Below are 22302 nucleotides of genomic sequence, written 5' to 3'. Positions count from 1 at the left end.
CGTTTTGCTTAAATAGCGATAATAATGACGTCTCGAGGAATTCATTATTATATATAATTTATCACATCGTAATCAACGTAATACGTGGTTATCGTAATCTATGTTAAAAGAGGCCTCCTGAAAAAGGAAGCCTCTTTTAAATTTCATAATCAAACTTTACATTTAGCGGTAATATAAGAAACTTATCAATTGCTTCGCTCCAAATAATAGCATCACTTAAATTTAATAAAGGTTTTAAGTATCTCTACGTCTTATTTTGCTTTTGTTCTAAATGTTGGACAAAGTTTTGCAATTTATTGTTAGTCTCTGTATAAAAGAATTGACCATTTTCATCACGTAATCTTTTCCCTCCTGATAACAATAGCATGCCATCTTCATGAAGCTTTGGGTTGAGGAATTTTAAAAATGTAATCAAGTTATCATAACATGCGTCACCATGCGCACTGCTTACTATAAAAGAAACAGGCTTTTTATAAAGTATATTTGAGGCTAATAGCCATTCAATTGCATTTTTTAGAGTAGCTGGGACACCCCGAATATATTCAGGTGTTGCAATGACAATATGATTACTGTTGTCTAACTTAGCTATATATTCTTTTATGATCTTTGGATAATCTTCGTATTCTATACCAGAATGAAATAATGGAAAATCATATATTTCATCATATATTTCAAAAGTGTGTTCATCTGAGAGGTTCTGATCTATATCAATTAATAACTTTTTGTTTAGTGAATTTTTACGTTTACTTCCACATAATGCTAAAAAACGGGTCATATTCAATTACAACTCCTTTATATTTCATACCTTAGCCACTATTAGCTTAACTAAAATTATACAAAAATTAACCTTACTCTACTAAACATTTGTTTCAGATACTTTACTTTCTAGTTTCTAAAGGAAATATTTTAATTTTATATGACTTTAATCTTTATAAAAAAGTAATGACAAAAATTAAATATTTAGTATGCTTAAATAGTTATAATTTAAATATGGGGCAAGTAATTATAAATATAATAATGAAGTGTAAAATTTCTTGAAGAATATATTATTAATTGTCACGTCTCATTTATTTGGAGTAGAGGAAAAATGGAAGTTATTAAAAGTAATCAAAAAAGCAAAAATATAAAAGTCAGTATTTTAATTAGTACATACAACAAAGGTAAATTTATTGAAAATACACTAAATAGTATTTTAAATCAAACTATGGATAAACATGATTTTGAGCTCATTGTTGTAGATGATTGTTCAACAGATAATACAGTAAGTATTGTATCTTCAAAAATCGAGTCATTTTCCAATTATAAGCTTGTACAATTAGATGAAAATTCAGGGACGCCAGCAAAACCTCGTAATTTATCAATTGATTTAAGTCTAGGTGAATTCTTAATGTTTGTGGATGGTGATGATTGGTTGCCATTAGAATCCGTAGAAACTTTATATAATCTTGTGAAATTAAACAAGACAGACTATGCTACAGGTCTTACAAAGTATGTATATAATGACCGTGTCGGGCGTAGTGGAGTTGCATTATCCAAGATTTCACAAAAAAGTATAGATTTAAAAAATTTCAGAAAATCATTCTATCATTTAGCTCCTGCTGGAAGAATAATCAAGACCGATATAATAAAGAAAAATCATATTCGTTTTCCAGAAATGATATTTGCAGAAGATTTACAATTCTTTGCAGAAGTTTTCTTCAATATTGATAAACTAAGTACCACAAGCGAAGTTGTTTATTGTGCTAATCGATACACAGAAAATGTTTCCTTAGTAAAATCAAAAGAATCAACGACGTTAAATAGAATGAAATATCAAACAGAAGCGTATCGCTATTTATCAAATAAATACAAGGATAATAAAGTCTTTGAAAATTTATTATATCGATTAATAAACAAAGATATTTTAGATGCTAAATTTTACAAAAAAGGGTTTATAAAAGAGATTGATACGTTACTCCCCGCACTACAGAGCGCTTTAATTGAAATAGAGAAGGATTTTGATCCTAAAGCATTTTCAGATGATGAATTAAATCAAGAAGCGATAAAGTTGATTAAAGCGGGCGATAAGAAGGAAATTATAAAATTCATTAATTGGTATTTGGAAAAAGATAACGAAGATCTTTACTTTGTGAAAAATAAAGCATATTATACATTTAATGGAAATTTATACAAAAAAAACATATATGCTTTTTTACATAGCTCATCTCATAAAAAGGGAAATGTGACTTTGAATCTGTACTCTAAAAACACTGATATAAAATATATAGAGATAAAAAGTAGAAAAAATCCTGAGAATTATAAAATTATAAAACTGAAAAGGAACCTTTTAAAACCAGGTGAGTATAAAGCTCAATTTCAAACGGAGAATCTTCCAAAAGGAAAAATAGCATTAACTGTCTTAGATGAATATTTGAATACTTCGGTTATTAAAACAAGAAAGCAATCAGGTTTATATGAAACAGTTAATGGTAATCTAGGTTTTATAAATAAATAGTATTATATAAAAATTATAAAACGCTAAAGTTTCGTTATGTAATTGATACAAGCAAGATGTAATATTTTAAAAATGATGGCCATATAATTTGGTCATCATTTTTAAATTTATTTTTAAGGGTTAATAGAATTTAATACTAATAATCTAGTTGAAGTGTTTGAAAGAAGCATAGCAAGTCGAAAAATATATTGAAGATACCAAATTATACAGATCAAGTTATTTGCACAAAATGGAATAGGATAGGTATTCACGATAATATACAACAGCGAGAATGATTTTATAGTAAACATTATTATCTAGTTTAGGAAAGGAACTAAAGATTTTGATGAACTGGCAAGTGGCTTCAATTCTATATATATGGCTAATGTTGAAAATATCAAAAATAAATGGATATGAGTTTGTACTTACCAGTTTTAAGATTTAAGCCACTTTGATAGTAAGCTAATAATCACTAAGTTAATATATTTCAACTTATCGAAAGCCAATATGTTTGCAGATTCTCAGGTGGTATAATATCGGTGTCGCCTATCTCTCAGGCGTCAAGTTGACGTAGAGAGGAGGTGTATAAAGTGATGCTTATTTTCGTTCACATCTTAGCGCCAGTCAACAGTGGCTGTGCCATAGCGTATTTTACTTATTGGCTAAGTAAGCGCAATAAAAATAGGTGACATTAAGCCACACCAACAAAAATCCCCTCACTATTGCGAGTAGTGAGGGGATTGGTGTATAAGTGAATACTTATTTTCGTTACATATATTTTAACATCATAGCGGAGAGGAATGCAAAAGGAATTAACAGACTAAGAACCAGTAAATAAAAATTTAAATATTTTATGGGAGCCATATTTCTTGTAAATAAAGTCTAATTATTGATGCAAATAAACGGGTCTCTCATCATCTGAAAACTCACGCTTTTGTTGTTTGTGATACATTTTGATTATAAGACAAGTTTCTAGACTTAAATATCCAGCAAAAACGAACGACTATATAAATACAATTGTTGGTATTGCCATAATAATCATAACAAAAACAGTTATAACACTAAGGTTTACATTTTTAGAAAAGTAATAGTAAAAAACAGGTATTAAAACTATGTTGAAGAGTGATAATGTGATGGTAGTTTCTTCGCTAGTAAAAGCAAAAAACATATTTAATAATATTCCTGAAAATTTCGAAATAGTCAATCCTAGTAATATACTGAATAATAGATTATTATCATTTTTATATGTATTTTTAGCAAATAAAAAGTGAGCAAATTTGATTAAAAATACAATTATAGCAAATGAAATAATACTAGAAATGATAATAAAAATTGAAATGAAAATATACATTTGAAATTCATCTAATCCAATAGAATGACTTAATTTATTAATTTGATCTTTGTCATCATTGACGTATGAAACTAAGAAAAAGAAAAAAATTGATACCAAAAAGTAAGGTAAGAATAATAAAATATTCAATAGTGTACTTTTAACTAATTTGGTCATAAAAATACCACCTCATAAATTAATTACTTCATGATCAGATTTTATGCTTTTTTCAATATAGTTGTGAGATACTATTAACACAGTGGTAGACATTGTCTCTACAATGTTTTCTAAGTATTTAATAATAATATTTCTGCTAGGTTCATCAAGCCCTGACAAAGTTTCATCTAATATTATAAGGTCCCATTTTTTTGGAGAAATGATTAATGAACACCCTACTTTTAATGACATTCCAAGTGATGCATCTTCGTATAAGGTATCTAATTGCTTATCTGAATAAATATTAGAAATAGCCTTCCATGTGCTATCATCAATAGTTATATTATGTAGATGATATAGTAATTCTATATTTTCTTTAATAGTTAAAAAGTTTTCTCCAATACTTTCATTTGTTAAAAATAAAATATTTGCCAAATCAGACTTAAAATACCCTTCATCAAAACTTTCAAAACCACCTAAAATTTTGAGTAAGGTGCTTTTACCACTGCCATTGGATCCTTTTATAACATAAATTTGATCACTAAAATTTTGTGTGAAATTTTCAATAACTTTCTTTTTACCATAACTTTTAAAGCAATTTTTACATGTTATTATTTTCATTAATAAAAATTCCCTTCAATTATAGCTGCTAAAATTAATAATAATATAGAAAATACATATATAAATTTATTTTCATTCCAAAATTTAAATATGTATTTTATTTGTTTTTTAATCATTAAAATTTTGAGAGACGATATCGATAAATACATATATAAGCATATGTTCAACATTTCTATAATCCCATGCTTATAAGACAAAAGAAATGTTTCTTTTATTCCTCTAATTTGAATACTAATATAATAGTTTATGACTATATGAAAAATATCTAAAATAACCAGTATTGGAGAAAAGACAACCAATACAAAGTATTGTAAAAAATGATTTGCATTATTCCATATGATATCAATTGTAAAATCAAAACCCTGTTTGTTACTTACTGTATTAATTTCTTTGAAATTAATATTATTTGAAATAAATGAAATAAATAAGTATACAAGAAACATTATCAAAAATATTAACATTACAAATTTCACATAATTTTTAAATTTTATTTTCATAAAACTCCTAACCATTCTGTTAAAAGAATTTTCATAAAATAAGTTAGTAAAATAAGCATAAACATAAGATACTGTATAATGATGTTATTGAATTTCTTCTTTTTTCTTACTATAGTTTTTTCTCCATTGTTAAAAATAAAATATTTGCCAAATCAGACTTAAAATACCCTTCATCAAAACTTTCAAAACCACCTAAAATTTTGAGTAAGGTGCTTTTACCACTGCCATTGGATCCTTTTATAACATAAATTTGATCACTAAAATTTTGTGTGAAATTTTCAATAACTTTCTTTTTACCATAACTTTTAAAGCAATTTTTACATGTTATTATTTTCATTAATAAAAATTCCCTTCAATTATAGCTGCTAAAATTAATAATAATATAGAAAATACATATATAAATTTATTTTCATTCCAAAATTTAAATATGTATTTTATTTGTTTTTTAATCATTAAAATTTTGAGAGACGATATCGATAAATACATATATAAGCATATGTTCAACATTTCTATAATCCCATGCTTATAAGACAAAAGAAATGTTTCTTTTATTCCTCTAATTTGAATACTAATATAATAGTTTATGACTATATGAAAAATATCTAAAATAACCAGTATTGGAGAAAAGACAACCAATACAAAGTATTGTAAAAAATGATTTGCATTATTCCATATGATATCAATTGTAAAATCAAAACCCTGTTTGTTACTTACTGTATTAATTTCTTTGAAATTAATATTATTTGAAATAAATGAAATAAATAAGTATACAAGAAACATTATCAAAAATATTAACATTACAAATTTCACATAATTTTTAAATTTTATTTTCATAAAACTCCTAACCATTCTGTTAAAAGAATTTTCATAAAATAAGTTAGTAAAATAAGCATAAACATAAGATACTGTATAATGATGTTATTGAATTTCTTCTTTTTTCTTACTATAGTTTTTTCTCCATTATAGTAAAAGAAACTTAATATATGTAAAATTAGAAATGTATAAAATATATTAATAATATACCATGGAGAAATTAATAAAGTTCCAATTATTCCTGCAATTGCTGAAATGAAAGTGTATAGCATAAAGGAACTGAAGTATATTGTATATAAGTAATTTGTATAATTATTTTTTTCATTCAAAATCTTTATATAATAATTTGCTAATGTTTTAGATAAATTCTTATATTTAGTATCCGTCAGAATTTCTAATTCTAATAGATATAAAGATAATATCAAAAATGAGTAGTCGAAGTTCACTTCTAATTTATAATCTATTAAAACGGATAAAATAGATGCCACAATTCCAATGAATACACCTTAATTTTTACTCCTAAGAATATATAGTTTAGTATAAATTAGTGGGGAATTTATTTTACTGAATTCTTTTAATATGTAGTTACTTTTAAAATTCTTCACAAAAATATTAGTTTTTTTCCATGTATAAATGCAAAAAATAACACACAATAAACAGCAAAGGAAAATTGTGTCCTCTTTATTATTCGCACAATTATTGAATGTCAGTTTACCTTAAGGAGGGTGATTAAATGGGGATTGATGCAGGTAGTTTTTTAGAAGGATTATCAACTGCGTTTCATCCGATGAACCTTTTATGGGTCCTTATCGGTGGTTTTCTAGGTACTGTGGTAGGTATGTTACCTGGATTAGGACCTGCGACTGCGGTTGCAGTACTCATACCTGTGACATTTGGTATGGAACCCGTAAGCGCATTGATTTTAATGGTTTCGATTTATTATGGTGCCATGTATGGTGGCTCGAGAAGTTCGATTTTGTTAAATACACCAGGTGATGGCTCAGCCATTGCAGCTACATTCGATGGTTATCCAATGACCAAAAATGGAGAGGCGGGTAAAGCTCTAACGATCTCAGCTATAGCTTCGTTAATTGGAGGTATTACTGCGGTGTTTGGTTTTATCATTTTAGCTAAGCCGTTATCTGCCTTTGCTTTGAAATTTGGTCCTCAAGAGTACTTTTTATTATTCTTATTTACGCTTTCAGCTATTGTAACTTTATCGTCAGGGAAGATGGTCAAAGGGTTCATTGCGACAAGTATTGGTTTAATCATTAGTACAGTAGGGGTAGATTTACAAACAAGTATTTATCGTTTCACATTTGATTTACCTCATTTAAGTGAAGGTATCAACTTCTTAGTCGTTATCATTGGTGTATATGCCGTAGCAGAAGTATTATATAATTATTTACATTTAGATGCATTGAAACCACCTAAAGCTGATGTAGGATCAATGAAATTATCTAAGGAAGATATAAAGAACACAAGAGGCGCTATGCTTCGCCAAAGTCCTATTGGTTTCTTAATCGGTGTATTACCAGGAGCCGGCGGCTCTATTGCGGCAATGTTAAGTTATTCAACTGAAAAACAAATATCTAAAAATAGTAAGAATTTCGGGAAAGGTCAAATAGAAGGCGTAGCTGCGCCAGAAGCTTCTAATAATGCTGCTTCCGTAGGTGCTTTAATCCCGTTATTAACGATGGGCGTGCCAGGATCAGGAACAACAGCTGTAATTTTAGGTGCAGTCGTTATGCTAGGTTTACAACCAGGGCCTTTGTTATTTGCAAATGAGCCTGAAACGATATGGACACTCGTTAACAGTATGTTTATTGGTAATATATTCTTAGTCATTTTGAACATTGCTTTAATAGGGTTACTACTCAAGATATTACGTACACCCCCAAAAGTTTTATATCCGCTTATTTTGGTGCTAGCGTTTATCGGTACATACACATTAGGTTATAGTATCACTGATTTCTACATTTTAATTATTTTCGGTATTATTGGTTTAGTTATGAAATTATTAGACTTTCCGCTTGCGCCTTTGATTTTAGCAGCAATTATAGGTTCAGATATGGAGCAGAATTTTCGTAAAAGCTTGATAGTGAGTAATAACAATGTAGGAGATATATTTTGGGGATCCCCAATTAGTCTCGTGTTAACATTGATGACTATTTTAGCTTTGGTCTATCCGCTGATTATAAAAGGATTCAAAAGAATGAAAGTGAAAAAATAACATAAAAAAAACAGTTCATTTTACAAGGAACGACATCATTAAATTAGGAACGCAACGAAAAACTAGGTAATTTCCTGAATGCTATAGGAGATTACCTAGTTTTTTATTTTCATGCTTTTGGCCCCCACTATTTTTGAATTTTTCTCTCTAATCCAATTAGTTGGCATTTGTTGTTACTAAATTAAAAAACATTTTTGAGGGTATTATATAAGTAATAGGTATCTAAATACTTGCCACTAGGAGGTTAGTGTATATGTTTAAAAATATATTATTACCCTATGATTTTGAAAATGATTTTAGTGCGATTCCTGACCATTTAGCAAAAATGGTTGATACAGATTCAATTGTTACAGTTTATCATGTTGTTGAAGAAGCTAATTTTGCAACTAATTTAGAAAATTATATTGAACAAAAAAGTGATATTATTAGAGAAAAAGAAAGCAGCCTTGCTCCATTTTTACACGAATTAGATGAAAAAAAGGTTCAATATAAAGTAGATATTGATTTTGGACCTGTTAAAGATACAATCTTAGACAAAATTACTTCTGGCGATACAGATAAAGGTGAATACGATTTAGTAATTATGAGTAATCATAGAGTGAGTTTGAATATTAAACACGTTTTAGGAGATGTTACGCATAAGATTGCTAAAAGAAGTTCTGTCCCAGTATTAATTGTTAAATAAAGATTAAAAGCATAGAAACCTTATTAAACTAAGCATCATGCTAATATTTTTAATATATGCTGACCTAAAAATTACTACAATCTTATAAAGGTATGCGTTCCTTCAAGGTGTGCGCTGAAAAAGTGTGGATTTTGAAGGGATTTTTAATTCACTAATTTATGCCCTCCATTATCTGCTTTATTTATTAATTTACTATGTAAAATAAAGAATTTTTGCATAATTTTCAATAATAATGGTATATTACATGTAAGGGATTACATTTATTAAAAAGGGAGAGATTATTCAAGGGGAAAATGATAGATAAAATAGCCGGATTAAACAAAGATAGGAGTCGCAAGTATGAAAATTATTCCGTTTTCAGATTTGAAAGACATCATTAATGAAGGTGATGTGATAGCCCTAGCAGCATTATCAACGGCTAACTTACCAGCTGAGATTCTCAAAACATTAGTCGATCAATATGATGAGCATCAAACGCCTAAAGCCTTCACCTTTATGTTGGCAAACGATATTAGTGATTATCGTGGCGACAGTTATGATTTAGATTCTTTTGTATCAAGGGGTATGATCAAACGATTAATCACAAGTATTATTACTGGTTCACCTAAGACTATCAATGCAATGCGCAATAATGATATTGAAGCCTATTACGTGCCTCAAGGTGTAATTACGACGCATTATCGTAGTCAAACATCTGCTTCACCAGGAACAATTACTAAGATTGGGCTGAATACCAATGTTGATCCTAGATATTCTGGTGGCAAAGTAAATACGCGTACGACAGAGGATCTAGTATCTTTAATTGAAATCAACGCAGAAACATATTTAAATTATGATTTTCCAGAAATTGATGTCGCATTGTTACGAGGTACATATGCCGATACAGAAGGTAATATTTATATGACGCATGAAGCACATCTTGGAGAGGGTTACAGTGTTGCAGCAGCTACACATAAGAATAAAGGTAAAGTGATTGTGCAAGTGAAAGCAGTCATCCAAAGTGGGCGTTTCAATCCGAATGATGTATTTATTCCGGGTAAACTTGTAGATTACGTTGTAGTTAATAGCAATCCGAAATATCACAGACAGGTTGTCCAAACACAATATGACCCAGCACTTTCAGGACATTATCAGATTACTGAAATGCGAGAGCCATATATAGCATTAGGTACCCGTAAAGTGATTTTGAGACGTGCAGCTCAATATTTACTTGAAGGAGATGTAATCAGTATTGGTTTTGGCATTAATAATGAATTGTCGAATGTTTTAGAAGAGGAGCAGGCCAATCATTTAGTTCAAACGAATATAGATACAGGCGTTTTTGGTGGCTTAATTAGTAGCGGTAATTACTTTGGTATGAACTACAATCTAAGTGCACGCATGAGACACGAGTTAACATGGGATTTTATCTATAACGATGGCATAGATGTCGCATTCCTAAGCTTTGCTGAAGTGGATCAATATGGCAACGTTAATGTGTCTAAGTTCGGAGACAAAATGAATGGGTGTGGTGGTTTTATTGATATTAGCCAATCAGTTAAAAGGATTGTTTTTTCAGCTTCAATGGTTGTTGGGGGTCAACTAAATTTTGTGAACGGTGAAGCCCAAGTGGAAACACAAGGTAAGTCACCTAAATTTGTAAAAGAAGTTGGCAACATAGATTTTAATGTTGAAAATGCACGAAAATTAGCACAGGAAGTTTATTTTGTTACTGAACGCGCAGTGTTTGAACTGACGGACAAAGGTATTAAATTAATTGAAATTGCACCTGGTTTAGATTTAGAGCGAGATATTTTAGCAAATATGGAGTTTCAACCAATCATTTCTGACGAGATTAACATAACACAGAATGATATTTATCAAAAAACATGGGGAGGTCTGTCTCAGGTAATTAAGTCGGAAGATCGTATTTAAAATAAGGGGGAGAAAAATATGAATTACGACTGGATTAAAACGAGAGCAGTATTTGATGAGGAAAAGCCAGCAATTATCGATCCATTTAAAGGTACTGAATGGACATATCAAGATTTAAATAAACGTGCAGAGAACTTAGCAAATCATTTACAAGATCAAGGTATAGAACGTGGGGATGTCGTTGGTATTTTCTCACCAAACGATGTAGCTATTCTGGATTTATTATTCGCTACATTTAAAATAGGTGCAGTATATTTACCGATGAATTGGCGTTTGAAAACACAGGAAATTGAAAGCGTGATTCAAGATTCTGATGTAAAATTAATTTTTTATTCACAAAAGCATTTATCAAGTTTAGAGGGAATCGCAGACGAACTCATTCATATGGATGTCGATTCAAAACAATATGATGATATGGTCGATCCAAACAATCACCGTCCATTCAAAACGGTACATGTAGAAAAAGATGATTTAGCAGCGTTAATGTACACAAGTGGTACAACAGGATTACCTAAAGGCGTTATGTTTACGTATGAAACTTTCGTCAATAATCCAATAAATACGGCGCTCACTTATAAAATGAATTCTACGTATAAGACGATTGTTTCGACACCAATGTTTCATGTATTAGGCTTTAACGATTTGACGTTACCATTGCTAATGGCAGGCGGCACACTGATTATACAACGCTACTTCAATGGTGAAGCATTAAATGATCTCATGGCACATTACAAACCAAATTATTTAATACAGATACCAACGATGTATTATGCAATGTTAGTTGCAGAGAATTTTGATCTTAAAAACTTCGATAACATTGAATTCTTACTTCAAGGTGGGTCAGCACCACTACCTGCTGTGCAAAAGAAATTTAACAGTATGGGCCTATCTATCGTTAATGGTTACGGTTTGACGGAAGCGCCACTAGCAATGGTTAACACGCCAGAAAATGGCGCTGAAAAACCTGGTAGTATTGGGCAGCCTGTCATGTTTGTGGACTATCGTATTTTAAATGATGAATTTGAAGATATACAAACTGGAGAAATTGGCGAATTAGCTGTTAAAGGTAACAATGTTACACCAGGTTATTGGAAGAAACCAGAAGAAACAGCGAAAAATTTCAAAGATGGATATTTCTTAACAGGAGATTTAGCAAAAATAGATGAAGACGGTGATATCTATATCGTTGATAGACGTAAAGAAATGATTATCACTGGTGGTGAAAATGTGCTGCCTTCTGAAGTAGAAGCGGTCTTATCAACACATCCATTAGTAGCACAAGGTGTGGTAGTGAGCTATGAAAGTCCTAAATATGGAGAATCTGTTTCAGCAGCAGTGGTATTGACTGAAGATGATCCAGACTTTGAACAAAAATTAGACGCACACATGAGAGAACACATAGCTGGGTATAAGATTCCGAGAATGTATTTAAAATTAACAAATATTCCGCTGAACTCAACTTCAAAACCAGATAAGCTAGAGTTACAGAAGAAGATGAATAATAAAGCTGACAAAGCGTGTCAACAAGATGATGAATTAGCTTAAATAACTTATGCTTTTATAAATATTTTAAAATAATAACTATAAATTTTTTTGACAAGATTTGTAAGCGTTAACATTAAAGTGGAGGTTTTAATTATGCCAACAAAAGAAGAAGTAATCAAAGCATTATATCCAGAGGATATTTTAAGTATTGCAAAAGATTTAACTGAAGGAGAAGTTAAATTATTAAAACAGCTTAATGATATGTTAGAAGAAAAATATAGAGACTCAGTTAATGAGCATTGGTTAAATGCGACTGAGCCAGAAGACTATTTTGAAGAATTGGGTAAATTAAACTATTTCCAAAATCCGTTACTATTTGAAGGACGTGAAGGAGAAAAAACACCTAGTCAACTATTCCAATTCTTTATGTCATACACAATAGCCAAATTTGATGTTTCTTTAGCGACATTACTCGGTGTACATCAAGGCTTAGGTCATAATTCATTTTGGTTTGGTGGTAGTAAAGAGCAACAAGCCTATTATTTACCCAAATTACAATCACACGAATTACGTACGTGCTTTGCATTAACAGAACCGGAACATGGCTCTGATGTCGCGGGTGGATTAGAAACTACTGCGAAACGTGAGGGCGATCAATGGGTTATTAATGGTGAGAAAAAATGGATTGGTGGTGCAAATGTAGCCGACGTTATGCCAGTATACGCAGTAGATGTAGATACTGGTAAACCTAAAGGCTTTATTGTCGAGCCTAGTCAAGAAGGCGTGGAAATCGAACTTATTGAAAATAAAATTGCACTCCGTATCGTTCCTAACGCCAAAATTCGTCTGAAAAATGTGGTCGTGAAAGAAGAACAAAGGCTGCAAAATATTAATAGCTTTAAAGACATTGCGAAAGTATTATATTCTACTCGTGCAGGCGTGGCGTACATGGCTACAGGAGCGATGGCAGGCGCATTAAAAGCTACGACAGACTATGTAACGCAACGTAAACAATTTGGTAAGGAAATTAGTAAGTTCCAATTAATTCAAGAGAAATTAGCTATGATGCAAGGCAATCTAGCTCAAGCAATGGCGACATGTGCGCAACTTGCACGTATGCAAGCAAAAGGTGAATATGATGAAGTGGCAACTTCAACAGCTAAAATGATGAATGCACTGAGATTAAGAGAAACAGTATCAATGGGCCGTGGTGTGCATGGTGGAAATGGTATTTTAGCAGGAGAGTACGATATTGCAAGATTCTTTGCAGATGCTGAAGCGATTTACACATATGAAGGCACACATGAAATCAATGCACTTGTAATTGGAAGAGCAATCACGGGAGACTCAGCATTTATTTAATATAAAATATGAACGATTGAAGATATAGAAAAAACAATTTGGAGGTTTTAGTATGACGATAAGAAAAGCAACTGTGTTAGGTGCAGGCACGATGGGTAGTCAAATCGCTGCGCTCCTTGTCAACGCAGGTTTAAAAGTAAAATTATTAGACATTGTGATTGATGAGAATGAACCTAATAAAATTTCCAAAAAAGCTTATGAAGTAATAACTAATCCAAAGCGTCCACAGCTATTTGACTTAGCCTTTGCCTCAAATTTATCTTATGGCAACTTTAATGAAGATTTAGTTGAGCAAGATGACGCTGACATTTATATTGAAGCAGTAAAAGAAGAAGTGGATATTAAGCATAATGTTTGGGATAAAGTGAAAAAGGTAGCAAAAGATGATGCTATATTTGCGACGAACACATCAGGTATTCCAATAGAGTCGATTGCAGATGTATTTGAAGGAAAAGATAAAGAACGCTTTTTCGGAATGCATTTCTTTAATCCACCACGCATTATGAAATTAGTCGAAGTAATTCCAAATGAAAAAACGTCTGAAGCGGTAGTGGAACGCGTACAAGCATTTGCAGAAGATGTATTAGGGAAAGGTGTCATTGTTGCAAATGATGTCCCAGGATTTGTGGCTAACCGTGTTGGTACACAAACGATGAATGACATTATGTACAGAGCTGAAAACCAAGATTTTTCTATTACAGAAGTGGATGCTTTAACTGGCCGTAGTATTGGACGACCAAAAATGGGAACGTATGGTTTATCAGATTTAGTTGGTCTTGATATTGCTATGACCGTAATTAAAGGTATGCAAAGCGTTCCAGATGAACAACCATTTTTCCACGATGTAAAACTTTCGGAAAAATTAGCGGCAAAAGGTGCATTAGGTAATAAAACGAAACAAGGATTTTATAAAAAAGTAGATAAAAAGCGTTTCGTCTTTGATGCAGAGCAAAATGATTATGTGCCACCGCAACCACCACAATTAGAGATTTTAGGCAAGTTTAATAAAGACTTGGCTTCTAACTTAGACGTTATCTTTAATGCACAAGATGATGCAGGCATATTTCTATGGGAAACATTGAGAAATAATTTCTATTATTCAGCGATTAACGTGCCGAAAGCGGCAACTGATTTTAAAGATATTGATCGCGCATTAGTATGGGGTTTTAACTGGAAACAAGGACCATTCCAATTGTGGGACTTAATGGGCTTCGAACGTGTGAAGTCACGCATGAAAGAAGAATTAGGATCACTTCCAGATTGGATAGAGCAACGCAATGAACCATTCTACAGTGAAGGTGAATCTATTGAACGTGTTACACCAGTCGCAGAGTATATTGATCAAGAAATTTGGGAAAGAGCAGATTCTAACTTATCTGTGGCGAATAAAGATCAATTACTTTTAAAATTACAAAGTAAAAATAATGTGATTACTGGCGGATTCCTTGATGATTTATTAGAATCAATTAACAAATTAGAAGATGAAGACTATAGTAACATGGTCATCTATGCAGGCGGCAACAACTTTAGTGTCGGTGCGAATTTGTATCAAATGAAAAAAGCACATGAAGAAAACCAAGTGGTATCAGAAGTAGGCGCCATGGTCGAAAAACTTCATTATATATTCACTAGACTGAAACATGCGTTGAAACCAGTTGTTACTGCAGTTCAAGGTAGAGCCTTAGGTGGCGGTTGCGAACTTGTACTTCATTCACCATTTGTGGTAGCTGCAAGTGAATCTTATATTGGTCTTGTTGAGACAGGCGTAGGCTTACTACCAGCTGGTGGTGGACTCGCAGAATTAACGGATAGAGTATTGCGCACAAATCATAAAAACAATGATAAACAAGATTCAATTACTAAAATATTAATGCAAGTTGGTTTCGCAAAAGTTTCTACAAATGCATATGAAGCAGTGAAATATGGTTATTTGAGAGAGACGGATACTGTAATATTGAATACTGAAAGACGTGTTGAAGTTGCATTAAATAGAGCGCGTTACGAATCAGAAACTAATTATGTACCTACACCAAAATCACAATATATTGCTTTAGGCAAAGACTTTAAGGCATTAGCTGAAGGTCAGTTAGATGCACAACGTATGGGTAACTTTATCAGTGACTACGATTATGAAATTACGTTGAAAGTGGCAGAAGTATTAGCAGGCGGTGACATTCCTCGTAACACATACGTGAATCAAAGATATTTACAGACACTTGAAAAAGAAAGATTTTTAGAGCTTTTACAAAATAAAAAAACGTATGACAGAATTTCACACATGTTAGAAAAAGGAAAACCATTACGTAATTAATAGTTGAGAGTAAAAAGAAAGGGTGAACTTAAATGCGAGATGCATATATTGTAGCTTATGGACGTTCAGCAGCTGGTAAGGCAAAGAATGGGGCAATGGCTCACGAAAGACCAGATGAAGTGGCAGCAAAAGTATTAAAAGGTGTATTGGAAAGAGTTGGAGGTTCATTTGATCCTAGTATGGTAGAAGACGTTATCGTCGGCAATTCATTTCCAGAAGGCTTACAAGGACAGAACATTGCAAGAACAATTGCATTACTTGCAGGCATGCCAAACGAAGTACCAGGACAAACGGTTAACCGTTACTGTTCATCAGGCCTTCAAACGATTGCGCATGCAGCAAACCAGATTAACGCGAATCAAGCAGACATCCTTGTAGCAGGCGGTATTGAATTGATGAGTGCAGTACCAATGGGTGGTAATGAACCAACAAACAATCCGATTCTGCAAGATGAAGATTCAGGTGTTTCTTATCCAATGGGACTAACTGCAGAAATGGTAGCAGAAACTTACAATGTGTCTAGAGAAGACCAAGATGCATATGCAGTACAGAGTCATCAACGTGCTACAAAAGCACAACAAGAAGGTAAATTTGATGACGAAATTATACCGATTGAAGTGAATAAAGTCACTTATGATCAAAATGGTCCAGTCGTTTCGAAAGAAGTATTTAAAGACGATGAATTAATCAGACCAGATACAAATAAGGAAACTTTAGCTAAATTACCTACAGTGTTTAAGGCTAACGGTACAGTGACCGCAGGCTCCTCGGCACCCTTAACAGATGGTTCAGGGTTTGTCGTAGTCATGTCTGGTGAAAAAGTAAAAGAATTAGGCGTGAAACCCATCGCACGCTTTGTTGGCTTTAAAGCTGTGGGTGTAGATCCTAAGTTAATGGGTATTGGTCCAGCGTATGCTATTCCAGAAGCATTGAAATTAGCAAACTTGGATGTTAAAGATATTGATTTAGTTGAGTTAAACGAAGCATTTGCATCTCAAACATTAGCTTCCATTAGAGAAACAGGTTTAGATATGGAGAAAACCAATGTTAATGGTGGTGCAATTTCACTAGGGCATCCGCTTGGCGCAACAGGCGCGATGTTAGTAGGCAGACTACTTTCTGAAATGAAGAAACAGCCAGATACGAAATACGGAATGGTTACGATGTGTATTGGCGTTGGCATGGGTGCTGCTGGCATTTTTGAATATGTAAGATAATCGTAGTTTGAATATGTAATAAATAACCCCTTAAGCGTAAGATAAATGCTTAAGGGGTTTTAATTTATGATTTGTTATTTTATTATGGTTTTAATTCAAAGTGATAAATTGATGTGCATGTTGATGTGTAAGTGATTCAGGCCATTCGATTGCTAATGATGTCCAGCTTTTTCCACCGCTTTCGGAATAGAAAACCCCTTTATTATTAGCAATGTAAAATATACCATCCTTTTCGGAGATGGCTGAAATTAAGGTGCCCTCTGGTGCAGGTAAACCTTCATCAGCTTCTGTCCAAGCACTTTCATGTTCTTTATCAACATAGTAAATCGTTGAAAACGTGTCATCATCATAATTATGTGCGTTAAACGGTGAGTTCGATGTAGCGATGACAATATTACTGGAATTGTTAGAATTAACCGCTAATCCATAGCCGTATCTATATTTTATACCATCAATGAATGTCGTCCATGTTTGACCATAATCATCGCTTTCAATAAATGTATCTCTACCACCTTCTAAAAAGGCATCTCCTAAAACGCCGTACAATTGATTTGGGTAATCAGGATGGCTCTTAAGTACATGAATATCTATAGGTAGCACACGATCTGTGCGTGGGAGCTCCCAATGTTGACCATAATCTCTGGATTGAATAAATCCGCCGGCTTCAATAGTTAAATTGATTGTTCCGGGAGATTTAATATTAGTATCAAACCATTTTACATGATGCGTAAATGGTCTAGGCGGGAAGAACCATTGATTTTTACCTTGTATATGTTCAAAATCTGTAAGGAGTTCAAATGTTTGTCCCTCATTATAGGAGATGAAAAGCGCACTTGGTTCCGTGCCAACAATTACGGTGCCAGAAGATTTACCAGTATCAACCACTGTCACTGCTGTGATTGATGTCATATGAATATCATCTTTCTTAAATGGGCTATTGTAAGTGAACCTTGTGCCTATTGGAGCCCATGTATCACCCTTGTCGGTACTTTTCCATAAACCACGGTCAAACGTGCCGCAATATAATATATTACTATTTAAAGGATCTTGAGCTATTGAAATCGGGTTAGTGCCCTCTAATTTAAATGCTGTATGAAGGCCTTGTGCATCATTTTTAATAAGCAATAATGCATTGTCATAAGTGATTGCGCATTGAGCCATATTTATCACGCTACCTTTGGGTAAGTTTATGATTTAAAGTATCGTATCAGACTTGTTTAACAAAAAGAAATTGAGTTACAAATACCTTAGATAATTATGCTGTTAGAAAACAACAGAAAATGAATTAATGTTGTTTTGTTCTTGGCTATAGTACATACATACTAATAAACATCACGTTGGTAACGTTGATTTTTAATTAAATCTCTTAAATAGTCTTCTGCACTATCTTGGCTGTAATTACCATGTTTAATCAGTACATTCACTAATGCTTGATGGACACCTGAAGCCATCTCATCTTTATTTCCACATAGATAAATCGTAGCGCCCTCTGTTATCCATTTATAAAATTCAGCACTATTATCTTCAATACGGTGTTGGACATAAATTTTAGTTTCAGTATCTCTTGAAAAAGCTAAATCTAATTTACTGAGTACACCGTCACTCAGCCAGCCCTCTAAATCACTCTGATAAAGGAAATCTGTATTATAATTTTGATTACCAAAAATAAGCCATTGTGATCCTTTAAGATTTAAGTGTGCGCGTTCTTGTAGATAGGCTCTGTAAGGTGCGATGCCTGTGCCAGCACCAATCATAATGACAGGTGTGGTTTCTTCATAAGGAAATTTGAAGTTTGGATTCTTTTTAAGATAAACAGGCATATGATCACCAGGTTGTGTACGTTCAGCAAGTTGAACGGAACAAACGCCTAGACGTTCACGACGATGCGCTTCATATTTCACGACACGTACTGTGATTTGTACACGATTTGGATTAACGTTGTTACTGCTTGCGATTGAATATTCTCTTGGTGGTAATTTTCTTAATAATTGCGGTAACATTTTTGGTTGAAGTGATACGGGTGTAAAGTCTTTAATCAAGTCGATGACATCTCGACCATAAATATAATCTTGAATCCAATCATTTTTTTGAACATTTGCGTTTAACATTGGATTACTAAATAACTCAGCAGCACTTTTCATTAGGGCAGGTGTTATTTTTGAAATTTCAAAGTAATGTGTCAACGCATCTTGTAATGTTAATGGTTGTTCATCTTTATCAACATAAACAAGTGTTTCAGCGTCCCAACCTAAAGTATCGATAAAGTGTTCAACAAGGGCAGGGTCATTTTCAGGTATTACTACTAAACTATCTCCAGGCTCATATGATTCGTTGTAACCTTCAAGAGATAATTCAAGATGTCTGACTTCGCGTGTTGCATTGGCTTCAGTCAGTACATTATTTTGTATTACTTCAGCTTGAAATGGGTTTGATTTGGAATACTGACCATGAGGTTCTTCAATTGTGACTTCATCGTCTATCACATCATTTGCATCTGTGTTTGGCGAAACGTTGGTTAATAGCTCTAGCATATCTGCAATCCATTGTTCTGCTACTTCTTCAAAATCAAAATCACAATCTACCCTTTCAGCTAATCGATGACCGCCTAATTTTCCGAAGATTTCATCAAAGTCTCTTCCTGCCTGACAAAAATCTGGATAGCTTTCGTCTCCTAATGCGAGTACAGAGAAGTTTAATCCATCTAATCGTGGGGCTTTATCACTGTGCATAAACTCATGAAAATCTATCGCGTTGATTGGGGGCTCTCCCACGCCTTGTGTAGAACATATGATAAACAGGTAATCTATATTTGTCAGTTCATCTAGCGGGAAATCATCCATCTCCGACAAATGAACATTTAAATTGTGTTCCTTTAATTTTGCTTCAAATTGATCGGCAACTTCTTCAGCATTACCTGTTTCAGTACCAAATAGAACATGTACTTCTAAAGGTTCAGCTACGGAACTATCAGTTGCGTTTGATGGTGTCACCTCATCATCCTGCGTTTCAGGATTAACTAAATAACTGCCTAACCATTGTTGCTGACTTGAAGATAATGTTGGCAGAAGTTGATTTATAAGTGCCAATTGTTCTTTGTTAAAAGGAGTATTGGTTTCATTTAGTTGCAAATCATTCACCTCGTCTTCTTTTATTGTATGAGGTTTGTGTAAACATCATGTCCTTAAATCATAACATCATTGAATTACTTTATTAATTAATTGAAATAGGATTAATGTTTTTGATTCTCTGAAATGATCTTGTTTATTTCATTTATATCTCTTTGTGCTCTTCTACTTTCAATAGACCAAATAACAAAGTAAATCATTGTATATATGAGTATAAATACGATGATGACCGAGATTCGGAGTGGAAACCAACCTGCTAATATACCTAAAGGAAACATCACTATCAACATTACACTAAAATGAATCACCGTCTTTTTAAAAATTGAGAGGCGGGTATGTGAGAATATCAGTTCACCCAAACTAAATGTGACACCGATGAAAGCCCATATTAGAACAGATATCAGCATAATTTGTAACTCGGTGAAGTGTTCATAGTAAAATCGTCCCATTGTCGATATTGGAGAAACAGGCATAAATTGCGTATGCGAAAATATAAAAGAAAATAATAGCGAAATCATCGTACCAATCGAAACACCTATAGTTGCACCATGTATTAACCTTTTCATAGTTTTAGAGCCTCCTTTATTATAGATAAGTATCTTCTAGAAGAATATGTGAAGTCATCGTTTGAAAAGCGAATTTCTATAGTTCCGTTTTTATTGAGTTTCAAATGGTCGATATAATCGATATTGATGATTTCTGATTTAGATATTTGTAGGAAGTTTGAACTTAATTGTTTTTTAATAGTATATAATCTTTCGTTCAGGGTAAAGTGTTGATTCCATGTATAGATGGTTAGTATTTTATTTTCCATCCTGAAACATATAATATCTCGCTGTTTGATAAAGTGAATTTCATCATTATGTTTGCCTGTAAATGTTTTTCGGTTGGATAATTGTTTGATGTATTGCACGATATCTGGCAAATTTTCTGCGTTTTCATTAGCTTGTATTATAACTTCATCTTCGGATAATGCATTGTTGTATTTAACTCTGACCTTCATATGCAACGCCTCCTGTTAAGTTAAGTAAAACAAATATTAGCATTAAATACTACATAGTTTAATTAATCTGTCAGTATTGCTAACTAAGTGGTTACAAATGCACATTAAGTGGATGACCTTTAAAAATGCACATAATAAATTCCCCTAAATCATTCTTGGTAGGGAATGATTTAGGGGATATAAATTATATCTTTTAAAAGGAGAAGTTGATATATAAGAAGTGCTCAATTTCTTAATATCTTTTATATTATAATAGCTAGAGTTTTAAGTTTGGGGTGCTCGTGTATATCTAATGATATCTTAAAGATTTAGCTATTAGGGTGTAATAGCGAATGCGCGTACAGGAAATCCTGGCGCGTCTTTAGGTTTAGGGCTAATCGTGTAAATAAGGGCACCACGTGTGGGTAGTTGATCTAAATTCGTCAACAGCTCAACTTGGAATGTATCTTGTCCTAGGACGTAACGTTCACCAACGATATCACCATTTTTGGCTACATCTATCGAAGCATCTGTATCGAATGTTTCGTGACCAATGGCTTTGACTTGTCGTTCTTCGAGCAAGTATTTTAAAGCATCGAGGCCCCAACCGGGTAAATGGAGGTTGCCATTGCTGTCTTTATTCTCGAATTGTTCGATGTCTGGCCAACGTTTCGACCAATCACTGCGTAAGGCGACAAATGTGCCGGGTTCAATTGTTCCATGCGTTGATTCCCATTGTTCGACATGTGTGCGAGTTAATATGAAATCTGCATTCTCTGCTACTTCTTGTGAAAAATCTAAAACAACAAGTGGTAGGGCGAGTTCTTTTAAATCTAATTCATGTAAATAGCGTGTGTTTTCCACAAAATGAATAGGTGCATCAATATGTGTACCGTACTGACTTACTATATTCCAATTTTGAACATAAAAGCCATCGTCTGCTACGTTAAACAGGGTAGAAACTTTAGCGCGTTCAAACTCACTGAAGCATGGAATGGTTTCATCAAATGTGTGGGTCAAATCGACCCACTTTGATGATTTTAATTGTTCTAATTGTTCCCATAATGGATAACTCATGTGTATCACCACCATTTTTAA

Annotated in this window: 18 protein-coding genes; 9 read left to right on the top strand and 9 right to left on the bottom strand. The window is 32.9% G+C overall.

Annotated elements, in window-relative coordinates:
* Positions 1 to 244: 244 nt before the first annotated feature.
* Entirely contained in the window at positions 245 to 775 is a 531-nt protein-coding gene (locus AOB58_RS08765) for an NAD(P)H-dependent oxidoreductase (RefSeq protein ID WP_064783301.1), read from the bottom strand.
* A 312-nt stretch (positions 776 to 1087) separates the two neighbouring features.
* Between AOB58_RS08765 and AOB58_RS08760 the strand changes: the two genes are divergently transcribed.
* Positions 1088 to 2494 (top strand): glycosyltransferase family 2 protein, encoded by a 1407-nt coding sequence (locus AOB58_RS08760; protein WP_064783300.1) that lies wholly within the window; start codon positions 1088 to 1090, stop codon positions 2492 to 2494.
* Positions 2495 to 3063: 569 nt separating this feature from the next.
* A complete protein-coding gene (locus tag AOB58_RS13575) occupies positions 3064 to 3162 on the top strand; it encodes a type I toxin-antitoxin system Fst family toxin (RefSeq protein WP_141768664.1) in 99 nt (32 codons plus the stop codon).
* A gap of 314 nt (positions 3163 to 3476) precedes the next feature.
* Here the strand turns inward: AOB58_RS13575 and AOB58_RS08755 are convergent, their stop codons facing one another.
* The 3 genes from AOB58_RS08755 to AOB58_RS08740 form a co-directional block, all read right to left on the bottom strand.
* Positions 3477 to 3980, bottom strand: coding sequence for a hypothetical protein (locus AOB58_RS08755; protein WP_064783299.1), 504 nt, complete (start codon positions 3978 to 3980; stop codon positions 3477 to 3479).
* A 12-nt stretch (positions 3981 to 3992) separates the two neighbouring features.
* Positions 3993 to 4580, bottom strand: a complete 588-nt coding sequence (locus AOB58_RS08750; protein WP_064783298.1) for an ATP-binding cassette domain-containing protein — start codon at positions 4578 to 4580, stop codon at positions 3993 to 3995.
* Between the two features lie 606 nt (positions 4581 to 5186).
* Positions 5187 to 5414, bottom strand: coding sequence for an ATP-binding cassette domain-containing protein (locus AOB58_RS08740; RefSeq protein ID WP_064783297.1), 228 nt, complete (start codon positions 5412 to 5414; stop codon positions 5187 to 5189).
* Between the two features lie 1209 nt (positions 5415 to 6623).
* Between AOB58_RS08740 and AOB58_RS08725 the strand changes: the two genes are divergently transcribed.
* From AOB58_RS08725 to AOB58_RS08695, 7 genes are all read left to right on the top strand, one after another.
* The gene (locus AOB58_RS08725) at positions 6624 to 8123 is read left to right on the top strand and encodes a tripartite tricarboxylate transporter permease (protein ID WP_064783294.1); all 1500 of its coding nucleotides are present in this window, start codon (positions 6624 to 6626) and stop codon (positions 8121 to 8123) included.
* Positions 8124 to 8376: 253 nt separating this feature from the next.
* Positions 8377 to 8808, top strand: coding sequence for a universal stress protein (locus AOB58_RS08720; RefSeq protein WP_002511906.1), 432 nt, complete (start codon positions 8377 to 8379; stop codon positions 8806 to 8808).
* A gap of 339 nt (positions 8809 to 9147) precedes the next feature.
* A complete protein-coding gene (fadX, locus tag AOB58_RS08715; RefSeq protein WP_064783293.1) occupies positions 9148 to 10722 on the top strand; it encodes a fatty acid degradation protein FadX in 1575 nt (524 codons plus the stop codon).
* A gap of 18 nt (positions 10723 to 10740) precedes the next feature.
* Entirely contained in the window at positions 10741 to 12267 is a 1527-nt protein-coding gene (fadD, locus tag AOB58_RS08710; RefSeq protein ID WP_064783292.1) for a long-chain-fatty-acid--CoA ligase FadD, read from the top strand.
* A 93-nt stretch (positions 12268 to 12360) separates the two neighbouring features.
* Complete coding sequence (gene fadE, locus AOB58_RS08705; protein ID WP_002511908.1) at positions 12361 to 13569, top strand: acyl-CoA dehydrogenase FadE; 1209 nt, start codon at positions 12361 to 12363, stop codon at positions 13567 to 13569.
* 52 nt (positions 13570 to 13621) lie between these two features.
* Positions 13622 to 15880: a 3-hydroxyacyl-CoA dehydrogenase/crotonase FadB gene (gene fadB / locus AOB58_RS08700; RefSeq protein WP_064783291.1), complete on the top strand. Its 2259-nt coding sequence runs from the start codon at positions 13622 to 13624 to the stop codon at positions 15878 to 15880.
* Positions 15881 to 15912: 32 nt separating this feature from the next.
* The gene (locus AOB58_RS08695) at positions 15913 to 17097 is read left to right on the top strand and encodes a thiolase family protein (RefSeq protein ID WP_002506159.1); all 1185 of its coding nucleotides are present in this window, start codon (positions 15913 to 15915) and stop codon (positions 17095 to 17097) included.
* Between the two features lie 90 nt (positions 17098 to 17187).
* On the opposite strand, the gene AOB58_RS08690 is transcribed toward AOB58_RS08695, so the two are convergent.
* From AOB58_RS08690 to AOB58_RS08670, 5 genes are all read right to left on the bottom strand, one after another.
* Entirely contained in the window at positions 17188 to 18258 is a 1071-nt protein-coding gene (locus tag AOB58_RS08690) for a beta propeller repeat protein (protein WP_064783290.1), read from the bottom strand.
* Positions 18259 to 18419: 161 nt separating this feature from the next.
* A complete protein-coding gene (locus AOB58_RS08685) occupies positions 18420 to 20225 on the bottom strand; it encodes an assimilatory sulfite reductase (NADPH) flavoprotein subunit (protein WP_002506157.1) in 1806 nt (601 codons plus the stop codon).
* Positions 20226 to 20326: 101 nt separating this feature from the next.
* On the bottom strand, positions 20327 to 20788 hold the full coding sequence (locus AOB58_RS08680) for a DUF3021 domain-containing protein (protein WP_002506156.1): 462 nt from the start codon (positions 20786 to 20788) through the stop codon (positions 20327 to 20329).
* The gene (locus AOB58_RS08675; RefSeq protein WP_064783289.1) at positions 20785 to 21225 is read right to left on the bottom strand and encodes a LytTR family DNA-binding domain-containing protein; all 441 of its coding nucleotides are present in this window, start codon (positions 21223 to 21225) and stop codon (positions 20785 to 20787) included. The genes AOB58_RS08680 and AOB58_RS08675 overlap by 4 nt, the downstream gene beginning before the upstream one ends.
* A 315-nt stretch (positions 21226 to 21540) precedes the next feature.
* The gene (locus AOB58_RS08670; RefSeq protein WP_002511910.1) at positions 21541 to 22281 is read right to left on the bottom strand and encodes a cyclase family protein; all 741 of its coding nucleotides are present in this window, start codon (positions 22279 to 22281) and stop codon (positions 21541 to 21543) included.
* Positions 22282 to 22302: the final 21 nt, after the last annotated feature.

Origin of the sequence: Staphylococcus sp. AntiMn-1 (assembly GCF_001663395.1) — a bacterium.
Lineage (GTDB): Bacteria > Bacillota > Bacilli > Staphylococcales > Staphylococcaceae > Staphylococcus > Staphylococcus equorum.
This window is presented reverse-complemented; position numbering and strand designations above follow the sequence as displayed.